1 pseudogene is annotated in these 347 nt (G+C 66.3%); it reads right to left on the reverse strand.

The annotated features are described in order from the left end of the window. Positions 1 to 308 (reverse strand): annotated as a pseudogene (locus AUL34_RS21690) (UV DNA damage repair endonuclease UvsE); the annotation flags it as partial. Positions 309 to 347: the final 39 nt, after the last annotated feature.

A 347-nucleotide genomic window follows, 5' to 3' on the forward strand; every position in this document is an offset into this window, starting at 1 on the left:
GAGGCGGAAAAACGAAGGTCGTCGTGCTCCAGCACCAGGCGACGGCGCACCGGCTCCGGCAGCGTCTCCCATGTCCGCACCCAGCGCTCGCGGCTCGCGGGAACGTCGCCATACGTGCCGCCCACATGGATCACCAGCACCGCCTCCGGCCCCAGTCCCATCAGGTCCAGGATCTCCGCCTGCGACAACAGATCCGCAACGCTCCGGCGCACCAGATCCGGATCCGGACTGTTCAGGACGATGAACTGCGACGGGTGAAACGACAGCCGAAGACCCAAAGCACGCGCCTTCGATCCAAGCGCCGCCAACTCCGACACACACTCGCGAACCTGGCTGTGAAAGGCGGG

Origin of the sequence: Aureimonas sp. AU22 (assembly GCF_001463745.1) — a bacterium.
Classification (GTDB): domain Bacteria; phylum Pseudomonadota; class Alphaproteobacteria; order Rhizobiales; family Rhizobiaceae; genus Aureimonas.